At 71.9% G+C, this 26,026-nt stretch carries 20 protein-coding genes; 15 read left to right on the top strand and 5 right to left on the bottom strand.

Going from position 1 to position 26,026, the window contains the following annotated elements:
* The first annotated feature begins 6 nt into the window (after positions 1-6).
* The 4 genes from manA to ACQPYE_RS36300 all read left to right on the top strand — a co-directional run bounded on the left by manA (position 7) and on the right by ACQPYE_RS36300 (position 3,996).
* The gene (gene manA / locus ACQPYE_RS36315) at positions 7-1,218 is read left to right on the top strand and encodes a mannose-6-phosphate isomerase, class I (protein WP_498723055.1); all 1,212 of its coding nucleotides are present in this window, start codon (positions 7-9) and stop codon (positions 1,216-1,218) included.
* A gap of 42 nt (positions 1,219-1,260) precedes the next feature.
* Complete coding sequence (locus tag ACQPYE_RS36310) at positions 1,261-2,184, top strand: cation diffusion facilitator family transporter (protein WP_498717638.1); 924 nt, start codon at positions 1,261-1,263, stop codon at positions 2,182-2,184.
* A gap of 179 nt (positions 2,185-2,363) precedes the next feature.
* Positions 2,364-3,050, top strand: coding sequence for an RNA polymerase sigma factor (locus ACQPYE_RS36305; RefSeq protein ID WP_498717637.1), 687 nt, complete (start codon positions 2,364-2,366; stop codon positions 3,048-3,050).
* On the top strand, positions 3,043-3,996 hold the full coding sequence (locus ACQPYE_RS36300; RefSeq protein ID WP_498717636.1) for a Crp/Fnr family transcriptional regulator: 954 nt from the start codon (positions 3,043-3,045) through the stop codon (positions 3,994-3,996). Before ACQPYE_RS36305 ends, ACQPYE_RS36300 begins: the two co-directional genes overlap by 8 nt.
* A gap of 51 nt (positions 3,997-4,047) precedes the next feature.
* On the opposite strand, the gene ACQPYE_RS36295 is transcribed toward ACQPYE_RS36300, so the two are convergent.
* Positions 4,048-5,568 carry an amino acid permease gene (locus ACQPYE_RS36295; RefSeq protein WP_498717635.1) on the bottom strand — a complete coding sequence of 507 codons (1,521 nt, stop codon included), beginning with the start codon at positions 5,566-5,568 and terminating at the stop codon, positions 4,048-4,050.
* Between the two features lie 171 nt (positions 5,569-5,739).
* On the opposite strand from ACQPYE_RS36295, the gene ACQPYE_RS36290 reads away from it, so the two are divergent.
* Positions 5,740-7,008: a glutamate mutase L gene (locus ACQPYE_RS36290; RefSeq protein ID WP_498717634.1), complete on the top strand. Its 1,269-nt coding sequence runs from the start codon at positions 5,740-5,742 to the stop codon at positions 7,006-7,008.
* Here the strand turns inward: ACQPYE_RS36290 and ACQPYE_RS36285 are convergent.
* Positions 6,980-9,373: a hypothetical protein gene (locus ACQPYE_RS36285; protein WP_498717633.1), complete on the bottom strand. Its 2,394-nt coding sequence runs from the start codon at positions 9,371-9,373 to the stop codon at positions 6,980-6,982. The genes ACQPYE_RS36290 and ACQPYE_RS36285 overlap by 29 nt on opposite strands.
* A 133-nt stretch (positions 9,374-9,506) precedes the next feature.
* Between ACQPYE_RS36285 and ahcY the strand changes: the two genes are divergently transcribed.
* Positions 9,507-10,970 (top strand): adenosylhomocysteinase, encoded by a 1,464-nt coding sequence (ahcY, locus tag ACQPYE_RS36280; RefSeq protein ID WP_498717632.1) that lies wholly within the window; start codon positions 9,507-9,509, stop codon positions 10,968-10,970.
* 176 nt (positions 10,971-11,146) lie between these two features.
* Here the strand turns inward: ahcY and ACQPYE_RS36275 are convergent, their stop codons facing one another.
* Entirely contained in the window at positions 11,147-12,106 is a 960-nt protein-coding gene (locus tag ACQPYE_RS36275; protein ID WP_498717631.1) for a hypothetical protein, read from the bottom strand.
* Positions 12,107-12,246: 140 nt separating this feature from the next.
* Here ACQPYE_RS36275 and ACQPYE_RS36270 point away from each other — a divergent pair, with 140 nt between their 5' ends.
* The 7 genes from ACQPYE_RS36270 to secA all read left to right on the top strand — a co-directional run bounded on the left by ACQPYE_RS36270 (position 12,247) and on the right by secA (position 22,501).
* Entirely contained in the window at positions 12,247-12,888 is a 642-nt protein-coding gene (locus tag ACQPYE_RS36270) for a dTMP kinase (protein ID WP_498717630.1), read from the top strand.
* Between the two features lie 186 nt (positions 12,889-13,074).
* Complete coding sequence (gene mtrA / locus ACQPYE_RS36265) at positions 13,075-13,752, top strand: MtrAB system response regulator MtrA (protein WP_498717629.1); 678 nt, start codon at positions 13,075-13,077, stop codon at positions 13,750-13,752.
* Positions 13,753-13,768: 16 nt separating this feature from the next.
* Positions 13,769-15,502, top strand: coding sequence for an MtrAB system histidine kinase MtrB (gene mtrB / locus ACQPYE_RS36260; RefSeq protein WP_498717628.1), 1,734 nt, complete (start codon positions 13,769-13,771; stop codon positions 15,500-15,502).
* On the top strand, positions 15,499-17,229 hold the full coding sequence (locus ACQPYE_RS36255; RefSeq protein ID WP_498717627.1) for an LpqB family beta-propeller domain-containing protein: 1,731 nt from the start codon (positions 15,499-15,501) through the stop codon (positions 17,227-17,229). The genes mtrB and ACQPYE_RS36255 overlap by 4 nt, the downstream gene beginning before the upstream one ends.
* Complete coding sequence (locus ACQPYE_RS36250; RefSeq protein WP_498717626.1) at positions 17,172-17,993, top strand: ComF family protein; 822 nt, start codon at positions 17,172-17,174, stop codon at positions 17,991-17,993. Before ACQPYE_RS36255 ends, ACQPYE_RS36250 begins: the two co-directional genes overlap by 58 nt.
* 432 nt (positions 17,994-18,425) lie before the next feature.
* Entirely contained in the window at positions 18,426-19,115 is a 690-nt protein-coding gene (gene hpf, locus ACQPYE_RS36245; protein WP_498717625.1) for a ribosome hibernation-promoting factor, HPF/YfiA family, read from the top strand.
* Between the two features lie 515 nt (positions 19,116-19,630).
* Positions 19,631-22,501 carry a preprotein translocase subunit SecA gene (gene secA / locus ACQPYE_RS36240; protein WP_498717624.1) on the top strand — a complete coding sequence of 957 codons (2,871 nt, stop codon included), beginning with the start codon at positions 19,631-19,633 and terminating at the stop codon, positions 22,499-22,501.
* An 860-nt stretch (positions 22,502-23,361) separates the two neighbouring features.
* Here the strand turns inward: secA and ACQPYE_RS36235 are convergent.
* The gene (locus ACQPYE_RS36235; protein WP_498717623.1) at positions 23,362-23,673 is read right to left on the bottom strand and encodes an Rv3235 family protein; all 312 of its coding nucleotides are present in this window, start codon (positions 23,671-23,673) and stop codon (positions 23,362-23,364) included.
* Positions 23,674-23,811: 138 nt separating this feature from the next.
* Here ACQPYE_RS36235 and ACQPYE_RS36230 point away from each other — a divergent pair, with 138 nt between their 5' ends.
* Complete coding sequence (locus ACQPYE_RS36230) at positions 23,812-24,222, top strand: HAD-IA family hydrolase (RefSeq protein ID WP_498717622.1); 411 nt, start codon at positions 23,812-23,814, stop codon at positions 24,220-24,222.
* 327 nt (positions 24,223-24,549) lie between these two features.
* Here the strand turns inward: ACQPYE_RS36230 and ACQPYE_RS36225 are convergent, their stop codons facing one another.
* The gene (locus ACQPYE_RS36225; protein ID WP_498717621.1) at positions 24,550-25,344 is read right to left on the bottom strand and encodes a TrmH family RNA methyltransferase; all 795 of its coding nucleotides are present in this window, start codon (positions 25,342-25,344) and stop codon (positions 24,550-24,552) included.
* 12 nt (positions 25,345-25,356) lie between these two features.
* On the opposite strand from ACQPYE_RS36225, the gene ACQPYE_RS36220 reads away from it, so the two are divergent.
* On the top strand, positions 25,357-26,025 hold the full coding sequence (locus tag ACQPYE_RS36220; RefSeq protein ID WP_498717620.1) for a phosphotransferase: 669 nt from the start codon (positions 25,357-25,359) through the stop codon (positions 26,023-26,025).
* Position 26,026: the final 1 nt, after the last annotated feature.

Here is a 26,026-nt window from a genome sequence, read left to right as displayed (position 1 = left end):
ATGACTGTGGATCTGCTGCACAACGCGGTGCGCGCGTACGCGTGGGGATCACGCACCGCCATCGCCGAGCTGGTCGGAAGGGAGGTGCCGACGCCGCACCCCGAGGCCGAGCTGTGGATGGGCGCCCACCCCGGCGACCCGTCCCGGGTGGTGGGGCCGGACGGCGAGCAGCGGTCGCTGCTCGACCTGCTCGCCGACGACCCGGAGGGCCAGCTCGGCGCCCGCCACGCCGACCGGTGGGGCAGCAGGCTGCCGTTCCTGCTCAAGGTGCTGGCCGCGGACGAGCCGCTGAGCCTGCAGGCGCACCCGTCGGCCGAGCAGGCGGCGAACGGCTTCGCCGCCGAGGACGCGGCGGGCGTGCCGATGGACTCGCCGACCCGCAACTACAAGGACCCGTCGGCGAAGCCCGAGCTGATCTGCGCGTTGACCGAGTTCCACGCGCTGGCGGGGTTCCGCGAGCCCGCGCGCACGGTCGCGCTGCTGCGGTCGCTGGACGCGCCGGACTTCGCGCCGTACGCCGAGCTGCTGGCCGCCCAGCCGGACGCCGACGGGCTGCGCGCCCTGTTCACCACCCTCATCACGCTGCCGCAGAGCGTGCTGGACATGCTCGTGCCGCAGGTGCTGGACGCGTGCGTGCTGCACGTGAAGGAGCACGGCGAGTTCGACCTGGAGTGCCGCACGGTCCTGGAGCTGGGGGAGGCGTACCCCGGTGACGCGGGCGTGCTGGCGGCGCTGCTGCTCAACCGGATCGTGCTGCGGCCCGGCGAGGCGGTCTACCTGCCCGCCGGCAACCTGCACGCGTACCTGCACGGCACCGGCGTGGAGATCCTGGCGAACTCCGACAACGTGCTGCGCTGCGGGTTGACGCCCAAGCACGTGGACGTGCCCGAGCTGATGCGCGTGCTGGACTTCCGGTGCGGCGACATGCCCGTGCAGACCGGCGTGGAGACGTCGCCGGGGCTGTGGGCGTACCGGACGCCGTCCCCCGAGTTCGAGCTGTCGCGCATCGAGGTCGGGCCGTCGGTCGAGGTCCGGGTGGACCACAGCGGGCCCCAGATCCTGCTCTGCACGCGTGGCCGGGCGCGGGTGACGTGCGGCGACGAGGCGGTGGAGGTGTTTTGCGGCCAGTCCGTGTGGCTACCCGCGCGTGACCCGGCGGTGGTGGTCACGGCGGACGTCGAGACCCAGCTTTTCCGCGCGACGCCGGGCGTTGAGTAGGGTCACACCGACAAATCGGACTTGGGCGCAGAGGGAGCAACCGTGTCAGCAGGGGGCGGGACCAAGGCGATCATCGCCGCACTGGTGGCCAATGCCGGGATCGCGGTGGCCAAGTTCGTCGGCTTCCTGATCACGGGGTCGTCATCGATGCTCGCCGAGTCGGTGCACTCGGTGGCGGACACCTCCAACCAGGGGCTGCTGCTGCTCGGGCAGAAGACCGCTCGGCGCAAGGCCACCCTGAACCACCCGTTCGGGTTCGGTCGGGACCGGTACTTCTACTCGTTCATCGTCGCGCTGATGCTGTTCAGCCTCGGCTCGGTGTTCGCCCTGTACGAGGGCATCCACAAGCTGGAGTCGCACGAGGAGCTGAGCAGCCCGATCGTCGCGGTGATCATCCTGGTCGTCGCGATCGGCCTGGAGTCCTACAGCTTCCGCACCGCGATCGTGGAGTCCAGGGCGATCAAGGGCGACGCCACGTGGTGGCAGTTCATCCGGCAGTCGAAGGTGCCGGAGCTGCCGGTCGTGCTGCTGGAGGACGCGGGAGCGCTGTTCGGCCTGGTCCTGGCGCTGCTCGGGGTGGGCCTGTCGACGTTGACCGGTGACCCGGTGTGGGACGCCATCGGCACGATCTGCATCGGCGCGCTGCTGGGTGTCATCGCGATCATCCTGATCGTGGAGATGAAGTCGCTGCTGATCGGCGAGGGCTCGGCGCCGGCGGAGCTGGACGTGATCACGGACCAGCTGGTGTCGGGCCAGGTGCAGCGCGTCATCCACATCAGGACCCAGTACATCGGGCCGGACGAGCTGCTGGTGGCGGCCAAGATCGCGCTGGACCAGGGCCTGTCGATCACCGAGGTGGCCGCCGCCATCGACAGCGCCGAGCAGCGGGTCCGGGCCAAGGTCCCCGCCGCCCGCCTGATCTACCTGGAGCCCGACCTGGACCGGTCGCTGACCGCCAAGTCGTAGTCCCCGCGAGACCTCGAAGGGCGACGAGCCGCAGTGGCTCGTCGCCCTTCGTCGTCCGGTCACCCTCCGTCGTTCGATCGCGCTCACCGCGGAGCCCGATCAGCCGCCCTCGTGCCGCCGGCCGTCCCCACCGACATAGAACCCGTCGTTCGGATGAGCCGCGTCCGAGGGGGCCGCGATTGGCTGGCAGCGATGATCGATACCGGGCAGACGTCAAGATCCGCGACGCGCTCGTGGCCGAGAAGTGCGAGGGGCCCGAGTGGCGGCGGTTCACCAGGGTGCTGAGCGAGTACGGCTACGCCTCGATGATGGGGTGGCTGAGGTCGGGGCTGATCTTCACCCTCTGCCGGGAGAAGGGCTGCCCGGTCGGTGCGCCGCCGCCCTACTGGGAGCACGACGACCTGGTCAGCCTCGCCGGCGACACGGTGGTCAAGGCGATCGGCGAGTTCCGGCGGAAGGCACTGCTCGACGGCGGGTGGGACCCGGCGGCTGGCGCGAGCCTGAAGACCTACTTCGTGACCGCCTGCGTGTTCGCGTTCCCCAACGTCTACCGCAAGTGGAGCAAGGAGCGCAGCCACCGGGCAGCCGAGGAGTTCCGATTATCGAGCGTCGACGAGCTCAGGGACATCGCGTCGCCGGCACCCGACCCGGGTGACGTGGTGGTGGCGAAGCTGGAGATCAAGCGGGGGCTCGCCGACATCCCGAGCGAGTACACCAGGTCGGCGTTGATCCTGTCGGAAGCCGGCTACACCCTCGGCGAGATAGCGGAACTGCTGGGCACGACCCACGGCGTCGTCAAAGGCGCCGTGGAAAGACATCGGCGCAGAACCGGTCGACCGGCGAGGGGCGGAGGTGGCGGTGCCTGAGAGGGTGGTCAGCCAATCGGCAGCTGTCGAGCACCTCATCGAGGACTCCTCGTTCGGTTCGGACGACGCGCGCGACCTCCGCGACCGCGCGCCCCACCAAGTGGTCGACGACATCGTCGGCCGGGTCCAGCGGCAATCCCGGGTGGTGACGTTCCCGTCGCAGGAGTCGTCCGCACCCGGTGCGGGACCGCCCCCCGCTCGTCGTGGGATCGCCCACCCGCGTGCGGCCGGGTCGACGGCGCCCCTCGGGGTCGCGGTGGTCGAGGCGGACTCGGGGTGGCCTAGCCAGAGCCTGCTCGGCCGGCTGCGGGACTCGACCCGGCGGGAGCTGCTGGACATCGGCACGGTCGTGCGGTACGGCCCCGACCGCGAGATCATCGAGCAGGACGCGGAGGACACCCACGCCGTGCTGCTGCTCGACGGCGCGGTCAAGGTGCAGACCACGGACGAGATGGGTGGCACGGCGCTGCTCGGGATCAGGGTCGCGGGCGACCTGGTGGGGGAGATGGCCGCGCTGGACCGGAAGCCGCGCTCGGCCTCCGTCGTCACGTGCGGTGACGTGGTCGCGAAGCTGATCACCAGCGGTGAGCTGATGAGCTTCCTGCACCGGCGCAACGACGTGTTCGTCGAACTGCTCGGGATGATCAACGACCGGCTGCGCTGGGCGAACCAGCGCCGGCGCGACTACCTGTCCCACCCGGCCGCCGAACGGGTGGCCCGGGTGCTGGCCGAACTGGTGCAGACCTACGGGCGCGAAGAGGCGCACGGGTGGACGTTGGGAATCCCGCTGACGAAGGTGGAACTCGCCTCGATCGCCGGGATGAAGCCCAGAACGGCCGAGAAGGCGTTCTCCGACCTGCGAAGAGCGGGAGTCACGGTGAGCCACCTGAGGCGTGACGTGCTCGTGCCCGACCTGGCGGCCTTGCGGAAGTTCGGCGGGTTGTGACGATGACGCGGAGCGGCTTGGTCCGCGACACGGACCAAGCCGCTCCGGCGGTCACGGGACCTCGTCGGGCTTCACCACGGGCACGGCGGTGGCGCCCTGGCGGGCCAGGAGCGAGTGCCGGCGGCTGTAGGCGAAGTACACGACGACGCCCAGTGCCATCCACACCAGGAACCGCACCCAGGTCAGCGCGGTCAGGTTCAGCATCAGCCACAGGCACGCCAGGATCGCCAGCACCGGCACCAGCGGCACCAGCGGCACGCGGAAGCCGCGCGGCAGGTCCGGCCGGGTCTTGCGCAGCACCAGGACGCCCGCCGAGACCAGGATGAACGCGAACAGCGTGCCCACGTTCACCATCTCCTCCAGCTTGCCCGCCGGGAAGAAGCCCGCCGCGACGGCGACCAGCACACCGATGACGAGGGTGATCCGGAACGGCGTGCCGTGCTTGCCCGTGCGCGCCAGCCCGCGCGGCAGCAGGCCGTCGCGCGACATCGCGAACAGCACCCGCGACTGGCCCAGCATCAGCACCATCACCACCGTGGTCAGACCGGCCAGCGCGCCCACCGAGATCACCGTGGCCGCCCAGTCGACGCCGTTGGCCGAGAACGCCGTCGCCAACGTCGCCCGCGTGCCGTCCGGCTGGGTCTTCAGTTGGTCGTAGGGCAGCATCCCGGTGATCACCAGCGACACCGCCACGTACAGCACGGTCACGATCGCCAGCGACGCGAGGATGCCGCGCGGCACGGCGCGCTGCGGGTCTCGGGTCTCCTCGGCGGTCGTGGCGACCACGTCGAAGCCGATGAACGCGAAGAACACCAGCGACGCGGCGGCCAGCAGCCCCAGCACGCCGTACGTGCTGCCCTCGAAGCCCGTGAGCAGCGAGAACAGCGACTGCTCCAGCCCGGACCCGGCGGTGCCCCCGGACTCGGCGGGCGGGATGTACGGGCTGTAGTTCGCCGCCTTGACGTACCCGACGCCGAGCACGACCACGAGCAGCACGACGGCCACCTTCACCGCCGTGATGACCGCGCTGACCCGCGACGACAGCTTGGTGCCGATCGCCAGCAGCGTGGTCAGCACCGCGATCAGCAGCAACGAGCCCCAGTCGAGGTCGACGCCGCCGACCGCCACGGTGGTCTTCACCGCCACGCCGGCGTGCTCCAGCACCGTCTGGAGGTACACCGACCAGCCCTTGGCCACCGCCGCCGCGCCGACCGCGAACTCCAGCACCAGGTCCCAGCCGATGATCCACGCCACGAACTCGCCGAACGTCGCGTACGAGAACGTGTACGCGCTGCCGGCCACCGGCACGGTCGAGGCGAACTCCGCGTAGCACAACGCGGCCAGCGCGCACGCCACCGCCGCCAGCACGAAGGCCAGCGACACGGACGGCCCGGCGAGGTTGCCCGCGGTGGACGCGGTGAGCGTGAAGATGCCCGCGCCGATCACGACCGCGACGCCGAAGACCGTCAGGTCCCACGCGGTGAGGTCCTTGCGGAGCCTGGTGTCCGGCTCGTCGGTGTCCGCGATCGACTGCTCGACCGACTTCGTGCGCCACAGCCCGTTGCCCGGCACGGTGGTCCCTCCTGTGCTTGATCGCCGCTGGGTTGTCGATTGGTTGTCGATCGGCGTCGAGGGTGCCGCTTGACCGCCGCTGTTCCGCCGCGTCCCGCGCCCTGGTCGCCGGTTGGTCCGTTCAGCCTAGAGGTGGGTACCGGCACTCGGCGGCACCGGTAGTTTTCGCGCATGACAGTGCTCTGCCTGGACATCGGCTCGACGTGGACCAAGGGCGCCCTCGTGTCGCACGCCGGCGAGTTGCTCGGCACCGCACAGCACACGACTACCCCGCCGGAGGTGCTTCAAGGCATCGACGCCGTCACCAGTGCCCTCGGCCCGGCCGAGCTGACGCTCGCCTGCTCCTCGGCGGGCGGCGGCCTGCGGCTCGCGGTCGTCGGGCAGGAGCGGCTGGTCAGCGCGGAGGCCGGGTACCGGGTGGCGTTGTCGGCGGGCGCGAAGGTGGTGCACGTCTCGGCCGGTCCGCTCGACGGCGCGGGCGTCCGGGCGCTGCGCGCGTCCGCGCCGGACCTGGTGCTCCTGGTCGGCGGCACCGACGGCGGCGACGCGTCGGTGCTCCTGCACAACGCGGCCAGGCTGAGCCGGGTCGCCTGCCCGATCGTGCTCGCGGGCAACGTCGAGGCCCAGCCGGAGGCCGCCGACCTGCTCGCCTCGCGGACCGTCGTGCGCACCGCGAACGTGCTGCCGGACGTGGGCGAGCTCGCGCCGGGACCGGCCCGCGCGGCGATCCGCGAGGTGTTCCTGCGGCACGTGATCGGCGGCAAGGGCCTGTCCCGGGGCCGGAGGTTCCGGGGGCTCGTGCGCGCCGTCACGCCGGACGCGGTGCTGAGCGGGGTGTCCCGGCTGGCCGCGCAGGACCAGGAAGGCGCGGTGCTCGTGGTGGACGTCGGCGGCGCCACCACGGACGTCTACTCCGCGGTGTCCACCGCGGAGGGCCCGGAGCGGGTGGTGGCGCTGCCGCCGGACCGCCGCACCGTCGAAGGCGACCTCGGGGTGCGCTGGTCCGCGCCGGGCGTGGTGGCCGAAGCGCTCGCGGAGAAGCTGATCGACAAGGCCGAGGCCCTCGTGCTGCGAGGGGAGGCCGAGGCCCGGGCCGCCGACGTGAGCGGGCTGCCCGACGACCCGGCGGTGGATCAGCGGCTCGCCGCGCTCGCCGCCGTGCTGGCCGTCCGACGCCACCTCGGGCTCGTCGACGGCCGGCTCGGGCCGCGGGGCGCGGCCCTGCTGGTGCTGTCCGGCGGCGTCTTCCGGCACGCCGAGTCGACCGACGAGGTCGAACGCGTGCTGCGCGCCGACCCCGTCCTGCGCCCGGTCCTGCGCACGGCCGCCGTCGCGGTCGACCGCGACTACGTGCTGGCCCCGGCCGGCCTGCTCGCCGAGACCGGCCGCACGGACGCGGCCGACCGCCTGCTCACTTCGGTTCGGTCGACGGCGACCTGACCGGCGCCTGCCGCGCGGTCGGCAGCACGGGCAGCGCGGACGGCGCGGGCGGGTCCGTCGTCTCCAGGCCCGCCGCGATGGCGACGGCCCGGTCCCACTCGGGGTCGGACGTGTAGTCGGCGTGCCGGTTCACGCCCGCCGCCCACCGGCGGCCCGGGAACGGACCGCGCTGCGGGTCCGGCAGCCAGTGGTCGCCGCCGAGCACCAGCGCGCCCGTCGGGCCGCGCAACGCCGGCGGCAACGCGCCCGACGTGCCGTCCGGCCGGAACCCCGCGCCGAGCAGCATCCCGTCGAACACCTGCCGGTCCCACGTCATCACCGCGCCGCCCAACGCGTCCGTGCCGCGGCACAGCGCGCGCCACCGCCCGGCCAGCCCGCCGGCCAGCGTCGCCAACGAGCTGTGCGGCACCACCGCCGGGAACGCCCGCGGGTACGCCCACTGCAACTGCGACCCCGCCGTGACCAGGCCCACCCGTTCCGCCTCGTGCGGGGGCAGCTCCTCCAGCAGCCGGGCCGCCGCCACCGCCGCGAGCAGGCTGCCCTGGCTGTGCCCGGCCAGCACCACGCGCGTGCCGGGGTCGGCCAGGTGCTCCCGCACCCGCGCCACCAGCTCCGGCACCACCTTCAACGCGTAGCACGGCGGCACCACGGGGTGCGCCTCGCGCGGCCAGAACGCCGCCAGGTCCGCCAGCACCCCGACCTGCCGCGCCTTGTCCGGTCGCCGCGCCGCCAGGTACACCGCCCGGAGCAGCGACAGCGCCAGCGCGGCCAGCACGACCACGCCGAACGCGACGACCGGCCGCGCCCACGTCGGCGGGTCGACCTCCCGCAGCCGCAGGAACGCCGCCGGCGCCGCGCCGACCGCCAGCACCGACGACATGATCAGCACCACGTGGTGGCTGTGCCGCCGCTGCCACCGCGCCCACCACCACGCCCGCGCGGCGCGCTTCGCGTCCCGTGCCCGTCCCGCGTGCAACAGGGACGCCTCACGCGCCCACTCCTTGTCCCGGCGGATCGAGCTCCACCGCACCATCCCGGTGGCCGCCGCCATCACCACCCCCGCGAGGAACGCCAGCACCCCGGCCACGCCCCACAGCAGCGCGATGTAGTCGTACCCGCGCGGCAGGACGCCGTGCCCGAGCACCCGTTGCACGGTCAGCGCCACGCCCGCGCCGAACCCGCCGCCGAGCAGCGCGGCCACCGCCACCACCGGCGCGGCCATCCACCCGCCGGCCCACGGCCGCAGCTCACGCGGCTGGGCCGACCACGTGCGCCGGGCCAGCAGCGCGGCCGGCGCCAGCAGCACCGCGATCACCACGCACACCAGCGCCACCATCGCCGCCACCACCTGCACGGCCAGGTCCGCGCCGGGCAGCCGCACCGGCAGCCGGACCAGCAACGCCACCGTGACCGGCAACGACAGCCACGCCACGGTTTGCAGCACGCGCCGCGGCCCGCGCCCCAACGCCGCCCGCAGCCACCGGCCGCCCCGGTGCGGCGCGCCGCCGGTCGGGTCGTCCAGCAGCATCGCGCCCAGCGCCGCCACCGCGACCAGCGCCAGGCCGAGCGCCCAGCACACCGCGATCGCGCCGCCGTGCCAGCCGGGCGCGAGCAGCGGACCGGCCGGGCCGCCCAGCGCGACCACCACGGCCGTGCCCAGGCCCGCGACCACGTGCAGCACCCGCAACGCGGGCGTGTCCGGGTCGGTGGCCACGTGCGCGCCGGGCAGCCCGGACCGCACGCCCTCGGCCGCCGGCACCTCCTTGCGCTCGATCCGCCAGTCCACACTGGACATCCGGTGCAGCACCAGCACGGCCACCGCGATCGGCGCCAGGCCCACGACCGCGCGCACCCACGGCGTCGTGCTCAGCCACGACGGACCCCACAGGCACGTGGCGCCGGGCGCGAGGCACTGCGCGGCCACCAGGTCGAGGCTGATCACCTCCAGCTGGGCGATCAGCAGCACGGTCAGCAGCAGCGCGGCCAACCTGAGGAACGCTCGCAGCGCGACGCCCAGCAGGTGCGCGGGCACGGAACCGGACGGCGCCGGCGGCAGCATCCAGTGCGCCACGTTCGCCAGCGAGAACGGGAACAGCAGCGCCCACGTCGCCTTGGCCCAGCCGCCCGAGGTCATCGCGCCCCAGACGTAGCCCTCGACCACCCGCGTGACCGGGCGCCCGGCGGCCTGCAACACCGGGCCGGGCGCCGGTCTGCGGAGCCGGTCGGCCGGGCGGACGACGCGGCCGAGCCCGTCGCCCGCCACGTCCACCGCCGCCACCGCGTCGACCAGCGACTGCGGGGTGGTGCCCTGGACACCGTGCACCCGCAGTTCGACCACCCGCGTGTCGGGGCCGGGAATCAGCACAGGTCCTCCCCGCGAACATCATCTGAGCCTCGCCATACTGGTCCATTGGCGCGCAGATGCCGCCGACCTCCGTGGCCCGGCGTGGCGGGCGGTAGTGTCGGGCCCGTCCTACCCGAAGATGGAGGAACCCGCGATGACCGCCGAGAGGCTCCAGACCCGCAACGGCATCGACTTCGCCGTGGCGGACCTCTCCCTGGCCGAGTTCGGCCGCAAAGAGATCCGGCTGGCCGAGCACGAGATGCCCGGCCTCATGGCGTTGCGCCGCGAGTACTCGGAGGTCTACCCGCTCAAGGGCGCGCGGATCTCCGGCTCACTGCACATGACCGTGCAGACCGCCGTCCTGATCGAGACCCTGGTCGCCCTGGGCGCCGAGGTGCGCTGGGCGTCGTGCAACATCTTCTCCACGCAGGACCACGCCGCCGCCGCGGTCGTGGTCGGCCCCCACGGCACCGAGGAGGAGCCGAAGGGCGTCCCGTGCTTCGCCTGGAAGGGCGAGACGCTGGAGGAGTACTGGTGGACCGCCGAGTCGATGCTGACCTGGCCGGACGGCGGCGGCCCGAACATGATCCTGGACGACGGCGGCGACGCCACCATGCTCGTCCACAAGGGTCTGCAGTACGAGAAGGCCGGCGTCGTGCCGCAGCCCGAGGCGGACGACTCGGAGGAGTGGCAGATCTTCCTGGGCACGCTGCGCGCCTCGCTGGCCGCGGACAGCGGGAAGTGGACCAAGATCGCCGAGGGCATCCGCGGCGTCACCGAGGAGACCACCACCGGCGTCATGCGGCTGTACCAGCTGGCCGCAGCCGGTGAGCTGCTGTTCCCGGCGATCAACGTCAACGACGCGGTGACCAAGTCGAAGTTCGACAACCGGTACGGCATCCGGCACTCGCTGATCGACGGCATCAACCGGGGCACCGACGTGCTCATGGGCGGCAAGGTGGCCGTGATCTGCGGTTACGGCGACGTCGGCAAGGGTGCGGCGGAGTCGCTGCGCGGCCAGGGCGCCCGGATCGTGGTCACCGAGATCGACCCGATCTGCGCGTTGCAGGCGGCGATGGACGGCTACGAGGTCGCGACGCTGGAAGACGTGATCGGCCGCGCCGACATCGTGATCACCACGACCGGCAACAAGGACGTCGTGCGCATCGAGCACATGGCGGCCATGAAGCACCAGGCGATCGTGGGCAACATCGGCCACTTCGACAACGAGATCGACATGGCCGGCCTCACCCGCTTCCCCGGCATCCGGCGGATCAACATCAAGCCGCAGGTCGACGAGTGGGTGTTCCCGGACGGCCACTCGATCCTGGTGCTGTCCGAGGGCCGCCTGCTGAACCTGGGCAACGCCACCGGCCACCCCAGCTTCGTGATGTCCAACTCGTTCTCCAACCAGGTGATCGCCCAGGTCGAGCTGTTCACCAAGCACCAGGAGTACGACAAGGAGGTGTACCGCCTGCCGAAGGTGCTGGACGAGAAGGTCGCCCGCATCCACCTCGAGGCGCTGGGTGGCAAGCTCACCAAGCTGTCCAAGGACCAGGCGGAGTACATCGACGTCGACGTCGAAGGCCCGTACAAGCCCGAGCACTACCGCTACTGATTGCCGCTGCCGTTATTGACTGCCGCTGCTCCGCAGACGGCGGCTCGGTCGCCGGGAAGTCGGTCGTTCGCGACTGGTTTCCCGGCGATCGAAGTGCGTGATCGCCGGGAAACCAGTCGCGAACGACCGACGCGACCTCGCGCGGTGGTCGAGTCCGGGAGCCCGGCCGTTGCTGCTCAGGTCCACTCGACGCTGATCCCGGCGACCCCGGGGCCCACGTCCTCGAAGTAGGCGCTGGCGAACCCGCCCAGCCCGCACACCAGCTCCTCCAGGTCCACCGGCACGGCCTCGGCGTCGACCCGGAACTGCTTGGTGCACCGGGCGGGCAGGGCGCGGCGGTTGAACGCCAGTTGCAGCAGGTACCCGCGGCACGGTTCGCGGAATGCCCGCCGGTGGCCCGGTGTCGGCCCGCCCGTGTCGTCCACCACCGTGAAGCTGAACACGTGCTCCTCGCCCTCGGCGAGCCTGCGGTCGAACAGCAGCTCGAACGCCAGCCCGCGGGTGGCCAGCTGACGGCGCAGCCGCCCGAGCCGGCACCCCTCGCCCGGTCGCACGAGCGCGTTGTCGATCAGGCAGCCCTCGTCGCCCTGGTGCACGGCCAGGTAGCGGTCCGGTCCGGCCTTCGCCGCGCGCACCACCAGCCGGGTGCTGATCGACCGCTGCTCCCGCTCCGGCCCGATCAGCACGGTGTCGTGCACGGACAGCACCTCGATGTCGGTGTTCGCGCCGACGTCGCTGACGGGCTCGAACTCCGACAGCACCGGCACCGGCGACACCCAGCCGCCGGGACGGGTCAGCCGGGGTTGCGGCCGGTTGCCGACGAGCGCCACCAACGACTCCGGCGGCAGCTTCAGCACGGTCTCCAGCGCGCGCACGGTGGCGATGGCGCGTGGCACTTCGGGGTGCCGCAGACCACGCTGCCAGTAGCTGAGCGTCGACTGCCCGACCTGGACGCCCAGCTGCTCCAGGTGTGCCCGCAGGCGTGCCAGGGACAGGCCGCGGTGCGCGATGGCGTCGTGCAGCGCCCGGTGGAACGGTCCGTACCGCAGGGTCTCGGCGAGGCTCCCGGGCAGGCTCCCGGGCGGGGGGGTGGCCTGCTCCTCAACCGGTCTGGCGTGCCCGGAATCCGCGGTCACCGCGGCACCACCCTTTCGCGCAACCGGAAATTGGGTTCACCGTAGTCACTCAATCTGGTGACGCAAAGGATCTCTCATCACCCGACTGGGCGATCTCATGCGGCCGATCGTGAACGGAGGGTGCCCCTTAGGGTGGGCGCGTGGGCAAACTCGTCGTGATCGAGGGCTTGGACGGCGCCGGCAAGCGCACCCTGGCCAAGGCGTTGACCGACGCGCTGGACGCGCGTGGCGCGAAGGTCGCCACGGGCGCGTTCCCGCGCTACGACGAGGACGTGCACGCCGACCTGGTGCGCGACGCGCTGCACGGCAGGCTCGGTGACCTGACGGATTCGGTGTACGGCATGTCGGTCCTCTACGCGCTGGACCGGCGCGGCGCGGCCGACCGGATCCGGGCCGACCTGGACCGGTACGACGTGGTGCTGCTCGACCGGTACGTCGCGTCCAACGCGGCCTACGGCGCGGCCCGGCTGCACCAGGGCGCGGACGGCGGGTTCGTCGGGTGGTTGCGGTCGCTGGAGGTGGACCGCTTCGGGTTGCCGATCCCCGACCTGCACCTGCTGCTGCGCGTGCCCGCGGGCGTGGCGGCGGACCGCGCGGCGCACCGCGAGGTGGAAGAGGCCAGGGGGCGGGACCTGTACGAGTCCGACGGCGGCCTGCAAGCGCGCTGCGCCGCCGTGTACGACGGGTTGGCCGCGGCCGGGTGGCTGTCGCCGTGGGAGGTGCTGGACGGCACCGCCGACCTGCGGGTCGAGGCGGTCCTCGACCGGTGGTTCACCCATTAGTGTAACAAAGTAACAAAACGTCACCAGTCCGCCGATGAGTCGCAGAGGATTCGCGTTTCGGCGGGACGAGGTGGGCACGTGGATCGGCGGCAGAGACTGGCTACGGAGTGGACGCGCACGACGACCAGCAGCGATGACCGCTGGGCGGTGCGTGGACTCCCGGCCACTAGTGGGACGATGTTGAGCATGAAGGCACGCGTGCTCGTCGTGGACGACGACCCCGCTCTGGCGGAGATGCTGACCATCGTGCTGCGGGGCGAGGGCTTCGACACCGCTGTGGTGGCCGACGGCGCCCGCGCGCTGCCCGCGCTGCGCGAGCTGAAGCCCGACCTGGTCCTGCTGGACCTGATGCTGCCCGGGATGAACGGCATCGACGTCTGCAAGGCGATCAGGTCCGAGTCGGGCGTACCGATCGTGATGCTGACCGCGAAGAGCGACACGGTCGACGTGGTGCTCGGCCTGGAGTCGGGCGCGGACGACTACGTGGTCAAGCCGTTCAAGCCGAAGGAGCTGGTGGCGCGCATCCGCGCCCGCCTGCGCCGCACCGAGGCCGAACCCGCCGAGATGCTCCAGATCGGCGACCTGACCATCGACGTGCCCGGGCACGAGGTGCTGCGCGAGGGCAAGCCGATCCAGCTGACGCCGCTGGAGTTCGACCTGCTCGTGGCCCTGGCCCGCAAGCCGCGCCAGGTGTTCACCCGCGAGGTGCTGCTGGAGCAGGTGTGGGGCTACCGGCACGCGGCGGACACGCGGCTGGTGAACGTCCACGTGCAGCGGCTGCGCTCCAAGGTCGAGCGCGACCCGGAGCACCCCGAGGTGGTGCTGACCGTGCGCGGCGTCGGGTACAAGGCCGGACCTCCGTGATCGGAACGCCCTGGAGATGACTCGGCGCTGGTTCGACCCCGTGGTGCGCGAAGTGCGCCGCGGGGTCGAACGCGCGCGCAGGCAGGCGCTGTCGTTCGGCGAGCTGTGGCGGCGCTCGTTGCAGCTGCGCGTCGTGGTGAGCACGCTCGCGCTGTCGTCGGCCGTGGTGTTCGTGCTCGGCATGGTGCTCCAGGTGCAGATCACCGGCCAGCTGCTGGAGACCAAGATCGAGGCGGCGGTCCGGCAGACCGAGGCGAGCGCGGCGGCGATCCAGCCCGACCTCGCGGGCCTCAACCCCGGCCCCGACAGCGTGAAGACCCGGTTCACCACCGCCCTGAACAAGATCAACACCTCCGGCGTGGACCTCGACCCGACCAGCTCCGGCGCGGGCGCGTTCGAGGCGGTGCTCCGCGACCCCGTCGGCATCGGCTCCGACGGCCTGCCGGTCGCCGTCGGCGAGTACGGGGACGTGCCGGACGGGCTGTTCAAGATGCTCGAACGGGGCAGCGTCGGCTACCAGATCACCACCGTGGAACGCGAGACCGGACCCACCACGCTGCTGGTCGTCGGCAAACCGGTGAACAGCTCCGCCCGCGCCATGCACCTGTACCTGCTGTTCCCGCTGACCAGCGAGCAGGCCACCGCCGACGTCGTGCAGAGCACGCTGGTGATCGGCGGCGTCGCGCTGCTCCTGCTGCTCGCGCTCATCGCGAACCTGGTCACCCGGCAGGTGGTCCGGCCCGTGCGGCAGGCCGCCGAGATCGCCGAGCGCTTCGCCGACGGCAGCCTCGACCAGCGGATGCCCGTGGTCGGCGAGGACGACGTGGCGCGGCTGGCCGAGTCGTACAACGAGATGGCCGCCAGCATCCAGCGGCAGATCCACCAGCTGGAGGAGTTCGGCCAGCTGCAACGCCGGTTCACCTCCGACGTCTCGCACGAGCTGCGCACGCCGTTGACGACCGTGCGGATGGCCGCGGACGTGCTGCACGCCTCGCGCGAGCAGTTCCCCGGCGGCCTGGCCCGCTCGACCGAGCTGCTGGTGGACGAGCTGGACCGGTTCGAGTCGCTGCTCGGCGACCTGCTGGAGATCAGCAGGCTCGACGCGGGCGTGGAGGAGCTGGCCGCCGAGCTGGTCGACATCCGGGTGCTGGCCCGGCGCGCCCACGACGCCGTGCGCGCCATCGCCAACAGCAGCGACACCACGATCGTGATGGACCTGCCCGACCACGAGGTCACCGCCGAGCTGGACTCCCGCCGCGTCGAGCGGATCCTGCGCAACCTGCTGGCCAACGCCATCGACCACGGCGAGGGCCTGCCGGTCGAGCTCACGCTGCGCAGCGACGGCGAAGCGGTCGCGGTGACCGTCCGGGACCGCGGCGTCGGCCTGCGGCCCGGCGAGGCGGACCTGGTGTTCAACCGGTTCTGGCGCGCCGACCCGTCCCGCAACCGCCGCACCGGCGGCACCGGCCTCGGCCTGTCGATCAGCCTGGAGGACGCGCGGCTGCACGGCGGCTGGCTGGAGGCGTGGGGCGAGCGGGGCCTCGGCGCGGTGTTCCGGCTCACCATCCCGTGCCGGCACGGGCACGGGCTGACGTCCAGCCCGCTGCCGCTCGTGCCGCCCGACCTGCCGCCCGTGGTCGAGCCCGAGCCGGGCGCGCCGGAGCCGGTGGAGGAGGTCGAGCTGACCGAGAAGGAGTTCACGTGGCAGCCCGCGCAACCGGTCACCGGCGAACGCGAGGAGGTCCGGTGAGGCTCCTCGCGGTGCTCCTGGCCGTGCTCGTGGCCGCGGGCTGCGCCGCGATCCCCACCCAGACGTCCCCGATCGCGGTGAACCCGTCGGCGGGCAACGCCAGCGAGGCCGCCGCGCCCGAGCCGATCAAGGACATCGACCCGTTGACGCTGGTCCGGGAGTTCGTCAACGCCTCGGCCAACCCGGAGGGCGACTACGCGGCGGCCAAGGCGTACCTGACCGAGGACGCGAAGAAGGAGTGGAACACCAAGGGCACGCCGACGATCATCGACACGACGTTCAACACCGTGCCGACGCCGGGCGTGACGGCGGACGACAGGAACCGCACCGTGCTGCTCCAGGGGCGCAACGTCGGCCGGTTGCAGCTGGAGGACAACTCGTTCATCCAGCTCATCGGCCCCCTCGACACCCCGATCGGGATCGAGCGCGACCCGGAGGACCAGTGGCGCATCTCCGCGCCGCCGGACGGCGTCTACGTGCCGCTGGGCGGGTTCCAGCAGAACTACCGGCGCGTGACCCTGTTCTTCTACAGCCCCGACTTCGGCGTGCTCGTGCCCGACCCGCGCTGGGTGGTCATCGCGCCGTCCACGTCGATCCCGAGCCGGGTGACGAGCCTGCTGCTCAAGGGTCCGTCGGTGGGGATGCGCGGCGCGCTGGCGACGGCCGTCCCGAACGGCGCGGCGCAGCGCAAGAACACCTCCGAGGCCGACGACGGCGCGCTGGAGGTCGACCTGACGAAGGTCGGCGACATCACCGTGCAGGCGGGCAAGCAGATCGTGGCGCAGGTGGTGAAGTCGCTCGCGGGCGTGTCCAGCAGCCGGATCCGGGTGCTGGTCGAGGGACAGCCGATCGTGCCCGACCAGCTCGAGTGGCGGCCCGCCGACGTGCAGACCGGAGAGGAGCTGGCCACGCCGAACGCCGGCCTCAACGGGATGCTGGTCGCCAACGGGCGGGTCAAGCAGGTCAACGGCGACGCGGTGCCCGGACCCGCCGGCTCCGGCGACTACACCGTGCTCGGCGCGGCGCAGTCGCTGGACGGCAGCCGGCTGGCCGTGGTGAGCCGGGTGGCGGGCGACGCCGTGCGGCTGAGGGTCGGACCGGTGCAGGAGCAGCTGGCCGAGGTCGACCTGCGCGCGTCGACCATGACCCGGCCGACGTGGCTGCTCAGCGGCCGTCAGGGCGAGCCGGGCACCGAGGTGTGGACGGTCGCCGACGGCGCGAACGTGGTGCGCGTGATCGAGACCGACCGCGGGTGGACGACGAACGCGGTCAACGCCTCCGAGCTGGCCGAGCTGGGGCGCGTCACCGAGCTGCGGCTCTCGCGCGACGGCACGCGGGTGGCGGCGGTGGTGGACGGCAGGCTCGTGGTGGCGGCCGTGGTGCGCGGCCAGGACTCGGCGGTGTCGCTGCGGTCGCCGCGCCACCTGCAACCGTCCCAGCTGGGCACGAGCGCGATGTCGCTGGACTGGCTGGCGCAGGACGTGCTGGTGGTGAGCACGTCGCTGGCCGCGTGGCCGATCGCGAAGGTGAACATCGACGGGGTGCGGGTCGAGCGGTACAACACGTCGAACCTGACCGTCCCGGTGGCGTCCGTCACCGCCGCGCCGGGGCGCAACGTGCTGGCCGTGGACCAGAGCGGGTTGTGGAGCGCGAACGACGTGGGTGACGTGTGGCGTGCGTCGACGACGAAGGCGGAGGCGGGCACCCAGGCCTTCTACCCGGGCTGACGCCGTCGCTCAGGTCTTCCACCCCGGCTGACGCCGGCGCTTTCCCTCAGCTCATCTTCACCCGATCGAGAATGCCGCGCACCTCGGCGGAGGGGCCTGGATCGTCGGTGGTCGCCGGCATCGTCGTGACCATGCTGATCGACCTGCTGTTCCCGCCCCGCTGTCCCGGCTGCGGGACGGGTGGCGTGCGGCTGTGCGCCCGCTGCCCGGCCGTGTTCGGGATGCCGAAGCGCGTGCCCGGCGTCGGCCCGCCGGTGTTCGCGCTGGCCGCGTACGGGGGCGCGGCGCGTGAGCTCGTGCTCGCGTTCAAGGAGCGCGGGCGGCGTGAGCTGGCGGTCGTGTTCGGCGCCCTGGTCGCCGCCGCCGTGCCCCGGCTGCCCGGCGTCCGGTCCGGCGCCGGACCCGAGCCGTGGCTGGTGCCCGCGCCCTCGCGCGCCTCGGCCGCCCGGGCCCGAGGTGGCTCCCACGTGCTGAGAATGGCACGCGCGTCCGGCTTTTCCACGGCTCCCGCGCTCGCGTTCACGAGCGGCGTTCGCGATTCGGTGCGGCTCGACGCGGCGTCCCGACAGGCGAATCTGGCCGGTCGCGTCCGACTCGTCCCGGATCGCCTGCCACCACCGGGCACACCGCTCGTCCTGCTGGATGACGTGGTGACGACCGGATCGACGGCACGCGCCTGCGTTTCGGTGTTGAAAGCGGCCGGATTCGGGGTACCCGCCGTTCTCGCACTGACCACCGCACGCCGAACCCACCCACACGGGTGAATCCGACCGGGAACCTCCCGGGACGCTCGCCCGTTGGCCGGATATGACGCCCACGCAGAGGCCGTTCGACGCAACCACTCTGCCGACGGGTGCCTGTGCCGGCCTCGGCCGTTCGGGTGAGCGGGTGTCGGTGCGGGGTCGGGGCGCGCCCGCGTGTCGGGCCGCCGGTGGCAATTTTTCGTCGCTCTGCGTCACGACAGGAAAATCTTGGATTTCCTCCGCCCCGGGGGCTGTCGCAGCGACGAATACCGGGCTAACGTGCACCGCTATCAGCGTTCCCGGCACGCGGGGAGGAGGCGAACAGCCCATGACCCTGGCGCCGGTGGGGTGCTGAGGGACCACCCTCAGCGACCAACTCCGCGAACATGATCGCGCATACGGCGCCCAAGCGATCCAAAGCCATTGCTCGCAGCAAAGCGAGGGAGGTCGTGTATGGACATCGTCGTTAAGGGCCGCAACGTCGAGGTGCCCGAGCACTACAGGGTTCACGTCGCCGAAAAGCTGGCCAGGCTCGAGCGTTACGACCGCAAGGTCATCCGCTTCGACGTGGAACTCTTCCACGAACCGAACCGCAGGCAGTCGAAGAACTGCCAGCGGGTCGAGATCACCGGCAAGGGACGCGGTCCGGTGGTTCGTTCCGAAGCCTGTGCGGGCGACTTCTACGCCGCCCTGGACGCCGCGGTGGCCAAGCTCGAGAACCGGTTGCGGCGCTCGCATGACCGCAGGCGCGTGCACCACGGGCGACGTGCCCCGGCATCGGTCGCCGAGGCGACCAGCGGACTCGGGGAGTCCCTCCCCCTCCGCCCCGACAGCGACGGCGGCCAGGCACAGGGCATGTGGCTCGGCCACACCGCCGTGCTGGAAGCCGAGCCGCAACCTTCGCGCGAGGGCATGGCGGAAGTGCCCGCGCAGCGCTGGGAAGACGGCATCGAGGACAACCTGCCCGGCCAGATCGTGCGCGAGAAAGAGCACACGGCCAAGCCGATGACCGTCGACCAAGCCCTCTACGAGATGGAACTGGTCGGCCACGACTTCTACCTGTTCTCCGACGCCGACAGCGGACGTCCGAGCGTCGTCTACCGCCGGAAGGGGTTCGACTACGGCGTGATCAGGCTGGCCTGAGCGCCACCCGATCACGATCCCCTCACTCGACTTCGCGCGACCCCCGGCGTCCTGTGCGCCGGGGGTCGTCGTGCGCGGACCGCATTCCGATGATCAAACCGTGATCACCGGAAAATGTGTCACGGACGACTGTTGTGATCTCGCGAACAGATCACCGTCGCGCTGGCGAGGACACCGCCGGGCCTGACGGCGCGGGATTTTTCTCCGAATCCGATGAATGACCCGATCCCGGCGACCTGCGCCGGGGGAGACCGGTCGCCTTGCGTCCGTCCGGGTGGCGGCGGACCCGCCCCGGTCACGGAACGCGATCTTGGGTGCTCCGGAAGCGGGCGAACCGGACGTCCCCGGGACGCCTCACGAGGCCCTCCGGAAAGGCTTCCTACCTGTGTCTGTGCACACACCTCCACGACTTGCCTACGATGGTCGGTGGTGAAGGCTCGCCATGGCCGTGGTGAGCCCTGTGGAAGGCGCCCGTCCCCCGGGCGCGTCGCGATGAGGTAATGAGGTCGACCCGGATGGTGCTGTCCCGACTGCTCCGCGCTGGCGAGGGCAAGATGCTCAAGCGCCTGCGCAACATCGCAGCGCACATCAACAACCTCGAAGACGACGTCGTCGACCTCTCCGATGCGGAGCTGCGCGCGAAGACCGACGAGTTCCGCAAGCGCCACGCCGACGGCGAGTCCCTGGACGAGCTGCTGCCGGAGGCCTTCGCGGTCGTCCGCGAGGGCGCCAAGCGCACCCTGGGGCAACGTCACTTCGACGTCCAGCTGATGGGCGGCGCGGCGCTGCACCTCGGTCAGATCGCCGAGATGCGCACCGGTGAGGGCAAGACCCTGACCTCGGTGCTGCCCGCCTACCTGAACGCCATCGCGGGCGAGGGCGTGCACGTCGTCACGACCAACGACTACCTGGCCAAGCGCGACGCCGAGTGGATGGGCCGCATCCACCGGTTCCTCGGCCTGACCGTCGGCGCGATCCTGTCGGAGATGACGCCCGAGCAGCGCCGGGTCGCCTACAACGCCGACATCACCTACGGCACGAACAACGAGTTCGGCTTCGACTACCTGCGCGACAACATGGCCTGGAGCCGTGACGAGATGGTCCAGCGCGGCCACTTCTTCGCGCTGGTCGACGAGGTCGACTCGATCCTGATCGACGAGGCCCGCACGCCGCTGATCATCTCCGGCCCGGCCGACCAGTCCTCGCGCTGGTACGTCGAGTTCGCGCGGCTGGCCACGAAGATGCGCCGCGACACCCACTACGAGGTGGACGAGCGCAAGCGCACCATCGGCGTCACCGAGGCGGGCGTGCAGTACGTCGAGGACCAGCTCGGCATCGACAACCTGTACGACTCGACCAACACGCCGCTGGTCGGCTACTTCCAGAACTCGATCAAGGCCAAGGAGCTCTTCGCCAAGGACAAGGACTACATCGTCCGCAACGGCGAGGTCATGATCGTCGACGAGTTCACCGGCCGCGTGCTGTCCGGTCGCCGCTACAACGAGGGCATGCACCAGGCGATCGAGGCCAAGGAAGGCGTCGAGATCAAGGCGGAGAACCAGACGCTCGCCACGATCACCCTCCAGAACTACTTCCGCCTGTACGAGAAGCTCGGCGGCATGACCGGCACCGCCGAGACCGAGGCGGCGGAGTTCCACCAGACCTACAAGCTCGGCGTCGTGCCCATCCCGACGAACCGCCCGATGCAGCGCTCCGACCAGGCCGACCTCGTCTACAAGACCGAGGAGGCCAAGTTCGACGCGGTCGCCGAGGACATCGCCGAGCGGCACGAGAAGGGCCAGCCGGTGCTGGTCGGCACGACGAGCGTCGAGCGCTCGGAGTACCTGTCGAAGCTGCTCGTGCGCAAGGGCATCCCGCACGAGGTCCTCAACGCCAAGCACCACGACCGCGAGGCGCTGATCATCGCGAAGGCCGGCCGCAAGGGCGCCGTCACGGTGGCCACCAACATGGCCGGTCGAGGCACCGACATCGTGCTGGGCGGCAACCCGGACATCATCGCCGACCACGAGCTGCGCGAGCGCGGCCTCGACCCGGTGGAGAACCCGGAGGAGTACGAGGCCGCCTGGGCGAAGCTGATCGAGGAGATCACCCAGGAGGTCAAGGCCGAGTCGGAGGAGGTCCGCGCGGCCGGCGGCCTGTACGTGCTGGGCACCGAGCGGCACGAGTCGCGGCGCATCGACAACCAGCTGCGCGGTCGTTCCGGCCGTCAGGGCGACCCCGGCGAGTCGCGGTTCTACCTGTCGTTGAAGGACGAGCTGATGCGCCGCTTCAACGCGGCGATGGTCGAGACCGTCATGACCCGGCTGAAGGTGCCGGACGACGTGCCGATCGAGCACAAGATGGTCACCCGGGCCATCCGCAGCGCGCAGACGCAGGTCGAGCAGCAGAACTTCGAGATCCGCAAGAACGTCCTCAAGTACGACGAGGTCATGAACGAGCAGCGCAAGGTGATCTACGCCGAGCGCCGCCGCGTCCTCGACGGCGAGGACCTGCGCGAGCAGGTCGAGCACATGATCACCAGCGTGGTCGGCGCGTACGTCGACGGCGCGACGGCCGACGGCTACGCCGAGGACTGGGACCTCGACCAGCTGTGGACGGCGCTCAAGACGCTGTACCCGATCACGCTCGACCCGAAGAAGGTGCTCGAGGAGGACGACGACGTCACCCGCGAGTCCCTCAAGGCGAAGCTCCAGGCCGACGGCCTGGCCGCGTACGAGGCGCGTGAGGCGGACATCGACGGTCGGGTCGGCCCGGGCGCCATGCGCGAGCTGGAGCGCCGCGTCCTGCTCTCCGTCCTGGACCGCAAGTGGCGCGAGCACCTGTACGAGATGGACTACCTGAAGGAGGGCATCGGCCTGCGGGCGATGGCCCAGCGCGACCCGCTGATCGAGTACCAGCGGGAGGGCTTCGACATGTTCAACGGCATGCTCGAAGCGTTGAAGGAGGAGACCGTCGGCTTCCTGTTCAACCTCCAGGTGGAAGCCGCCGAGCCCGAGCCGGCCGCCGAGCCGCCGGTCCAGGTCTCCATCGCCAACGGCGGCCCGCTGGCCGGCAGCCGAGCCAGGGCCCGCGCCGCCGCCGCTGCCGCCTCCCAGCAGCAGTCGAACGCCGACCAAGCACCGGCCGGTCCGGCCCTGGCCCAACTCCAGAGCGGCAACGCCATCCCGCCCGCCCTCCGCGGCAAGGGCCTGGACGGTCGGGCCCAGCAAGGCCTGACCTACACGGGCCCGTCGGAGAGCGGCGACGCCGAATCCAGCGGCAACACCGCCCAGCAGGCCGGCAACCAACCGGGCGGCACCCGCAAGGAACGCCGCGCCGCCGCCCGCGCCCAGGCCAAGGACCAGCGCAAGACCCCTCGCGACTGACCAACCCGACCGACCACCGAAAGCGGGCCACCGACCACCACCGGCGGCCCGCTTTCCGCTTCCCACCCACCTTCACCCCACCCACCCTCACCATCCGCCCTCACCACCCGCCGCCGCCCGCCGCCTCGCCCCGCCACCTCGCCCTGCCACCACCCGCCGCCCGCCGTTGTCGCGCCGCAGTCCCTGCCGCCGCCTGCCTGTGCCGACTGCCGCAACCTCGCCCTGCCGCCGCCGCAATGCCTGCTGTTGCCGCACCGCACCGGGCGGGACCGCGTGCCGCCGTCCCGCCACCCGCCGCCTCACCGCACCTCGCTGCCGGATCCGCCGTCTTCGAACCCGGCCCACTCACCGCCGCCACCGGCAGTCGACCTTGGGCACCAGCCGCAGCCAGCACCCCAACCCCCTCCCACCGCATCCTCACCGCGGGCTATGCGTCCGCCATGCCCCGTGCCACGCCTCTGTCGGCAATCCGTCCTGCACCGCGAACCGCCGTGTTGCGGTCCACCCTCTACCGGCTACTCCTTCCGCAGCCGTCCCGCCGCACGTGTCGCGGCTTCGGCCTGCCGGAGCCGGCAGCGGCGCGTTGCGGGCTCATGCGTTCGCTGAGGCGCGCCGCCGATCCGGTTCTCGCCCGCCTGAGGCTGGAGGTTCCGCAGTGTCGGCAAGCCAAGCCTGCCGACGCTTTTGGCCGTCGTTGGTGGGTGGAGGGGTTGGTGGGTGGTCGAGGCGTTCCGCTGGTTTTCAACCGAGGTGGGGTAACGGTGTTTCCGTACTTTTTTGGGCGAATGTCACTCGATCGTGTTGGTGGTAAGAGGTGGGGTGGGGGCGAGGTGGGGTCGGCCCTGGCGGAAATTGGGTGGTCAGGGGAGTAGGTGGAATTCGGTGCAGTGCCAGCGTGAGCCTTGGCGTTCCACTCGGGCGGCGAATGCTCGGACCTTGGTCGGCATGTGCAGGGTTCCCGCCAGTTCCGCCGCGTCCGGCGACACGTGGCACAGGCGGTAGCGGCCGAGGCGGGTGGGGGTTGGGGTGGCGGCTTGGGTCACGGTGGTCAGGGCGCGTGGGGCGAAGGTGGCCGACAGCTGCCGGGGCGGGCGTCGGCCGCTCAGGGCCTCCACCAACGGGAACAGGAAGTGCCGGGCGTCAAGGGGCGCGGGAGCCTCCGGAGGGACCACAGGGGCATCTGCGGGCGCGGTGGAGGGGTCCGGGGCGGTGGTGGGCTTCGGTGACGACAGGGTGCGGAGGCGAGGTGGCATGCTGAACCGAGGGCGGACGGCCGGGGTTTCGTACCAAGATCACCCGATGGAGGCACGGTGCGGGCACTGGTTCTCGACTTCGGCGGCGTCCTGACGGACCTCGGGGACGACCACGCGGCCACCGAACCGCCCCTGCTCGCCGCCACGCGCCAAGCCCGCCACCAGGGCATCCTCACCGCGATGCTCTCCAACGCCGACTTCCTGTGGCGCCCGCCGGCCGGCTGGGAGGACCTGTTCGACGTGGTCATCACCTCCGGCGAGGTCGGCCTGGCCAAACCCGACCGCCGCATCTACCTGCTCACCGCCGAACGGCTCGGCCTGCCCGCCGCCGAGTGCGTCTTCGTCGACGACCTCGCGGTCAACGTCCGGGGCGCGGCGGCGGCCGGAATGGTCGGCGTGCACCACCAGTCCGTGCGGTCCACGCTCGAGGAACTGGAAATACTGCTCCAAGTCCCCCTGCGGGGTTAACCGGTCACGAACGGCCACGGAGAATCCACCTGGCCGGTGAATTGCCGTTCACCCGACTTCCCTCGTACGTTCGAATGGCAAACCGGGAACAGCAAGCACGGTCGAGTGCTCCGGTTCCGCACCCGGTGCCATGCGAGGGGCGAGGGTGCGGAACACCGAGGGTTGGTCGGGACGGCCCGACGGGTACCGCGTCGGGTGGCTGTGGTGAGCCGCCGGCCAACCGGGTTAGGCAGCGCGGGTGTCTGAGCGGCCCTCCGGCACCCGCGCTGCGCCCGGACACGATGGGCTCACCCGCGCCCGGAAGGGCTCACCCGCGCCCCGAAGGGCTCACCCGCGTCGGCGGACGACCTCGAAGCACAGCACGGCCGCCGCGCTCGCCACGTTCAACGACTCCACCCCTGCCGCCATCGGGATCGACAGCCACCCGGTCACGTGCGGCCGCACGTCGTCCGAGACGCCCGCCGTCTCACTGCCCAGCACGAACGCCGCCCGCGCCGGCAGGTCGGCCGCGTACACCGAAGACCGGGCCTGCGCGTCCAGCGCGAAGATCGGGTACCCGGCGGCCCGCAGCGCGACCACCGCCTCGGCCGCCGTCGCGCACCGCAGCACCGGCGCCCGGAACGCGACCCCCGCCGACGCCTTGACCACCATCGGGTCGATCGACGCGACGCCCCGCCGCGGCACGACGATGCCGTCCACCCCGGCCGCGGTCGCCGTGCGCAGGATCATGCCGACGTTCGCCGGCGTGGTGATCCCGTCCAGGACCAGCACGAACCGCGGCCCGTCGCGCAGACCCAGCTCCAGCGGGAGCATCCGCGGCGCGACGACGTCCGCCAGCACGCCCTGGTCCTGCTTGCCGTTCCCGGCCAGCACCTTGACCCGCTGCGCGGAGGCCCGCTGCACCGCGACGCCCCGCCGGCCGGCCGCGTCCAGGATCTCCCGGGCGGCCGGACCGCGGGCCGTGTCGGCGAGCACGACCTTGTCGACCTCCAGTCGCGGGTCGTCCAGGGCCTCGAGCACGGGCTTGCGGCCGTACACGGTGACGAACTTGTCCTTGGGTGACACATCCACGGAGCAAGTGTCCACTACCCATTTGGGGCTTGCTTCCGCGCTGTCAATCATGATGATCGTCACATGACATCGCGCGACGAGGCGCATCGTCTGCTGGCCAGCGGCCGGGAGGCGGACGTCTACCTGCGTCCCGACGGTCTGCTGGTCAAGCGCAGCCGCGCGGGCCGCGACCCGGGGCCCGAGGCCGAGCTGATGCGCTACCTGCGCCGGCACGGCGTACCGGTGCCGAGGGTGGCGGACGCCTCGGAGACGGACCTGGTCATGGAGTACGTCCCCGGCCCGCGCATGTCGCAGGAGCTGGACGCCAGACCGTGGCGCGCGGGCGCGTTGGGCCGTGAGCTGGCCGAGCTGCACCGCAAGCTGGACGCGGTGCCGGCGCCGGCGTTCCTGCCCGGCGCCGGCGACCTGCTGCACCTCGACCTGCACCCCGGCAACGTGGTGATGGGCCCCGAGGGCGCGGTGGTGGTCGACTGGGGCAGCGCGCGCAAGGGCGACCGGAAGGTCGACGTCGCGCTGAGCTGGCTGGCGATGGCGGTGGCGCCGCTGCGGCCGGTCAAGCGGCTCGCCCGGTCGCGGATGGTGCGCGGGTTCCTGTCCGGGGTCGACGTCTCGGTCCGGGTCGAGGCCCGGCGCGCCATGCCGGCCGCCGCGGCGATCAGGCTGGCCCGGCACGACCGCGACGAAGCCGAGGTCAGCGCCGTTCGCAGGCTGGTGCGCGACTGCACCGAGTAGG

It is taken from the genome of Actinosynnema sp. CA-299493 (assembly GCF_050946825.1).
Classification (GTDB): Bacteria; Actinomycetota; Actinomycetes; order Mycobacteriales; family Pseudonocardiaceae; genus Actinosynnema.
This window is presented reverse-complemented; position numbering and strand designations above follow the sequence as displayed.

Coding starts and splice junctions, on each gene's coding strand:
- ACQPYE_RS36290 (WP_498717634.1), top strand. CDS start 5,740: ATGACAGTGCTCTGCCTGGACATCGGCTCGACGTGGACCAAGGGCGCC.
- ahcY (WP_498717632.1), top strand. CDS start 9,507: ATGACCGCCGAGAGGCTCCAGACCCGCAACGGCATCGACTTCGCCGTG.
- mtrA (WP_498717629.1), top strand. CDS start 13,075: ATGAAGGCACGCGTGCTCGTCGTGGACGACGACCCCGCTCTGGCGGAG.
- mtrB (WP_498717628.1), top strand. CDS start 13,769: ATGACTCGGCGCTGGTTCGACCCCGTGGTGCGCGAAGTGCGCCGCGGG.
- hpf (WP_498717625.1), top strand. CDS start 18,426: ATGGACATCGTCGTTAAGGGCCGCAACGTCGAGGTGCCCGAGCACTAC.
- secA (WP_498717624.1), top strand. CDS start 19,631: ATGGTGCTGTCCCGACTGCTCCGCGCTGGCGAGGGCAAGATGCTCAAG.
- ACQPYE_RS36225 (WP_498717621.1), bottom strand. CDS start 25,344: ATGATTGACAGCGCGGAAGCAAGCCCCAAATGGGTAGTGGACACTTGC.
- ACQPYE_RS36220 (WP_498717620.1), top strand. CDS start 25,357: ATGACATCGCGCGACGAGGCGCATCGTCTGCTGGCCAGCGGCCGGGAG.